3 protein-coding genes are annotated in these 4,692 nt (G+C 32.6%); 2 read left to right on the top strand and 1 reads right to left on the bottom strand.

Going from position 1 to position 4,692, the window contains the following annotated elements:
* Positions 1–855: 855 nt before the first annotated feature.
* Together P8M54_RS11950 and P8M54_RS11945 are read left to right on the top strand one after the other, a co-directional pair.
* On the top strand, positions 856–2,364 hold the full coding sequence (locus P8M54_RS11950) for a MauE/DoxX family redox-associated membrane protein (protein ID WP_300288105.1): 1,509 nt from the start codon (positions 856–858) through the stop codon (positions 2,362–2,364).
* Positions 2,365–2,450: 86 nt separating this feature from the next.
* A complete protein-coding gene (locus P8M54_RS11945) occupies positions 2,451–2,732 on the top strand; it encodes a DUF6520 family protein (protein ID WP_300288104.1) in 282 nt (93 codons plus the stop codon).
* A gap of 81 nt (positions 2,733–2,813) precedes the next feature.
* Here P8M54_RS11945 and P8M54_RS11940 read toward each other — a convergent pair.
* The coding region (locus P8M54_RS11940; RefSeq protein ID WP_300288103.1) for a prolyl oligopeptidase family serine peptidase at positions 2,814–4,692 on the bottom strand (1,879 nt) is incomplete at its 5' end.

Here is a 4,692-nt window from a genome sequence, read left to right as displayed (position 1 = left end):
TACTGGAAAAACTGATAGTCCTGCAAAAACAGGTTAAATACTTTTAAAAAAAAAATATTATCATGGTAAGTAATTTTTCACGTACATAACAAAAAATAATCTTTTAGGAAACGAATAACTAATTATGATGTAATTCAAATTTTGGACTGTCGGTGAAATTGTCCGATAGCTTATATAGGAGGTAAGTCGTTTCACATAAAAACATCAGTATATTAATGAATTAATGCAGTTTCTGATCTGCCATTTTAAATTTAAATTCGTTGCAGATAGTTCTGGCAACCGTACCCAATAACAAGAAATGAAACCTCTTAAATAGTATACACTCGACTATTTTTATAAATTGTCATACTATATTTCTAACAGTATATACCTTTTTATTGGTGATTATTGCTAGTTGAGATCTACACAAGATAAATATTTTGTTTTCTTAGTTACTTGGAAAATTCGTATTGAGTAATACGTGGATCCTCCATATAAATCAAGAAATTTACTTTGCGTCTCATTACCATTATATATTGGTTTAAAATGTTTTGCTTTCTTATGAAACGCATAAAGTATCATAACGATAAGTGACTTTTAGTAGTAGAGGTCTTGAAATGTTTTTAATTGGCTTACTGTCTAAAGTACAACTAGAAGGAAGAAAACAGTCAATTGTGACTTTTTTAATTGACTAATTTCGGATTATTACCAACATTTTAAACTTTAACTAAAAAAGCCTGTTTATGAAAAGAATTGGCTCGTTTTTGACAATAATCTAAGGAATAACCTTTTGTAATTTTGACAAGGAGTTATTAGCAAAGATTTGATCTTTATGATTTTACAATTACATGACTCTAAACTTAAATTGCAGAAGTCATGAAATTTAATGAAAGAATTAAGAGTATCGTTCTAGAGACAATTTGCTTACTATTTGTTCTGCTATTTGTATATGCTGCAGTAAGTAAATTATTGGATTTCGAGAACTTTCGGATCCAGTTGGGCCAGTCTCCCTTACTAAGCGCTTTTGCTGGAATTGTAGTTTGGTTGGTTCCTCTGACAGAATTATTAATTGCACTACTGTTGTTTTTAAATAGTTACAGACTAGTAGGCCTTTTTGCTGCTTTTAGTTTGATGATTATGTTTACGGTTTACATATTCATTATTTTAAATTATAGCTCGTTTATACCGTGCTCTTGTGGTGGTATTCTAGAAAAAATGGGATGGACTGAACATTTAATTTTTAATGTCATATTCGTATTACTGGCTTTACTTGGAATTATTATTGTGGGAAAAAGCACTTCTGTCAAATCCATTAAATGGTCTCGGTTAGTTTATTTTGGAGTTTTTACGACTGCTGTCGTAAGTACGGGAACTGTAATTCTAATTTTTAACCTGTCGCAAGAGATAAGTAATACACGAAACAATTTTATTCGCCGTTTTCCCGGCAATGCTACAAAAGTCAATGAGATTAATCTTAAATTTAGTTCGTATTACTTTGCTGGCGTTACTGATAAATCGATCTATTTAGGTAATTACACAGCTCCGCTGTTAGTAACAAAATTGGATTCTGTTTTAAAGAACAAAACCGAATTTACAATTAAACCGAATCGCGTAAATTATCCTTTTCAATCAGTTCAAGTTCGAGTTTTGCCGCCAAATTTTTATCTCATTGACGGATCAGTACCTATTATCTATATGGGAAAAATAGACGATTGGAAAGCATATGTAAAATGGAAGGGTTCAACCACTTTCTCCCATTACCAGCTCATGGATTCAACAACTTTAGCTGTTCGTTCTAATAATACCTCAAGTGGAGAAAGTGAACTTGGTACTTTGAAGTTTGATGAAAATGCCAAAACATCATTTAATACAAGCTTACTTCAAAAGCAAATTGATGGTATTTTCGACGTAGATGGTAGTTTGCACTTCGATATAAAAAGTCAAAAACTAATATATATTTATTTGTACAGAAACCAATTTATTGTGGCAAATCGATACTTAGAGCTTGACTACCGTGGTAAAACAATTGATACAGTAAGCAAGGCTCAAATTACAGTTTCAACTGTGAAAATTAGAAATGAAATGAAACTTTCAGCCCCTCCATTAGTGGTAAATAAATCTAGTTCAGTTTATAAAAATTTGCTATTCGTTAATTCAGCCTTGTTAGGCAAGTATGAACCGCAGGAAATGTGGAATGAAGCAAGTATCATAGATATTTATAATATTGATTCAAATTCTTATGAAGGTAGTTTCTATGTCTATAATATTCAAAAAAGTAAGCTTAAAAACTTCTTCGTTATAAATGATAATTTTTACGGATTCATAGGTGAGTATCTAGTTCATTATAAGCTAAGTAAAACTATGCTAAAAGCGTACAAAAAATAAATGAGTCATTAAAATATACTGCAGTGTCAGGGTAAGGTCGAAAACCTGTAATAGAGTAGACCGTTAATAATTTTAAATTTATTATTATGAAAACAAATTTTGCAAAGCAGGTTTTACCTGTTGCCGTATTTGCTCTTGCGATAGCAGGTGCATTTACTACTAATGCGATGAATCAGCGTTCCAAAACAATTGCTCCAGTTCAGGGTTTTATTAAATTGAACCCGCAAGCAACATCTTGTGAACAACGTGACATGTGTTCGAATATAAATAATGGAATTGTTTGTACCGTAGGTTTAGTGCCAAATGGTGCACAACTTTTTGGTAAAAATTCGTCGGGACAATGTTCAGTGCCTATTTACAGACCATAATTCCATAGTTTGTACAAATGGCAATGCAATTCCAGTTAAGGAATTGCATTGCTTTTTTATTGAAAATTAATTATTGTTAAATTAATTTTTACTGTTGCCTTTCAAGTAGTAATCAAACCACGCTTCAATTTTTTTGGTTAGATCTTGTTGGTTCAATCGATCTGATAAAACATGACCTTCGTTTGGATAAATCAATAGAGTATTTGTTTTTCCAAGTCGTCTCAATGCTAAATAAAACTGCATACTCTGATAATAATGCACTTGACCATCCTGTTCACCTGACCAAGATAATAATGGCGTAGTCACTTTATCAGCATAATAAATAGGAGAATTTTTAAGATAGCCTTGATAATCTTCATAAAGTGAATTTCCTATTCGCAATTGTCCAAATTCATAGTGCCAAAAGTTGGGTTTTTGATAATTTGGAGAAGTCCAAAGATACCCGCTGACAAAATCGTTAATAGCAGCTCCTGCGACAGCAGTGGTAAACATATTACTTTGGGTGATGATGTAATTTGTTTCGTATCCACCGTATGAATGCCCGATAAGACCAATTCGTGAAGAATCAATACGCTCACTTGCAATAATTTTTTTGGTAGCAGCAATCACGCAGTCTGTTGCAGAAGCACCGGGATAGCCAACTTCGTACGCGATATCGGGTAATAAAACAAAGTAACCTTTTGATGTTAGATTGGCAATATTAAACCCGGTAGGATTGTTATCTGATGGGTTAACGTAGGTATATAATTCTTTTGCTAGCTTTTCGTAAACATAGACAATTAAAGGGTATTTCAGCGTTGGATCGTATTTCGCAGGATAGCATAAAACTCCATTTAAAGCACTGCCTTTGGCGTTAGTGTATTCTATTAATTTAGAGTATCCCCAATTGTATTTGAAATGCTGGGGATTGCTTTGAAAAAGCACTTTTTCTTTAGACTTTTTTGTCTCTCTAAAAACAAGTTTTGGAGGGGTATTAAAATTTTCCTCTACATAGACAAAGTTATTATTAGTGGTAGTAGTTACAAATTGAGAAGTGCGCATTTTTTTATCTACCAAAGTTTGTAATCCTGTTTTTTTATTCCAAAAACAATAACCTGTATGATCTAATGATTGTGTTTTGATAATTAACGTTTCTTCTGGCTTAAAGGATGCTTTATAATTTCCTGCATCATAATTCATCTTTGATAACTGGTTTTTCGATGACATGATAATTCTGTACACCATCTTATTTTTTCTGCCATTTGTCAATCGAAAAGCTTTCGACTGATCAATATCAATACACCAAATATCATACTGGTCATAAATGAAAAGTGTTTTGTCTTCCGGAATCCATCCAGGGTTGCCAAACGGTGCCGATTCTTCTGGCCAGTCCGAATTTTGATCAGAAAACGCCACATTAAGATCTTTTGTTAAATTTTTATGTAGTCCGCTTTCCATATCATAAACCCACCAATGTTTGTTTTTAAAATAGACGATATGCTTTTCATACATCGACACAGAAGTACCTCCTTCATTTCCTAATTGTTTCTGAAGTAGTATTTTTTTCTCTCCTGTTTCCAAATTGGCAGTATAAATATCCAATGGTGCATCATAATTTGCTTGCGGTTCATAGTGGTCCGAATTATACACAAAAGCCTGTTTTTGGTCTTCGCTCAGCATTACTTTTGGAAATTCATTATTTGTAATTTGGCTGTAACGATTTTCTTTTGGCCACCATACTGCTACTTTAGCTTTGTTATTCCAATCATCAATTTGTATTTTGGCAGGATAAAGAAATTTATCTTGTGAATTCCAAACTTGTACTTGAGAAGGATCAGACGGCACAACTTCTTTTTGCAAACCGAAGAATACTCTTTTACCATCCTTTGAAATGCTAAGATTTGCGAATGAAGAAGAAATGATTTTCATATCTAACGGAAATTTATCATGCTCTGCTGAATCAAATAGGTATGATTTACTT

The organism is Flavobacterium sp., from assembly GCF_029242675.1.
GTDB lineage: Bacteria > Bacteroidota > Bacteroidia > Flavobacteriales > Flavobacteriaceae > Flavobacterium.
The sequence above is the reverse complement of the archived record's forward strand: the minus strand, read 5'-3'. Positions and strand labels throughout refer to the sequence as shown.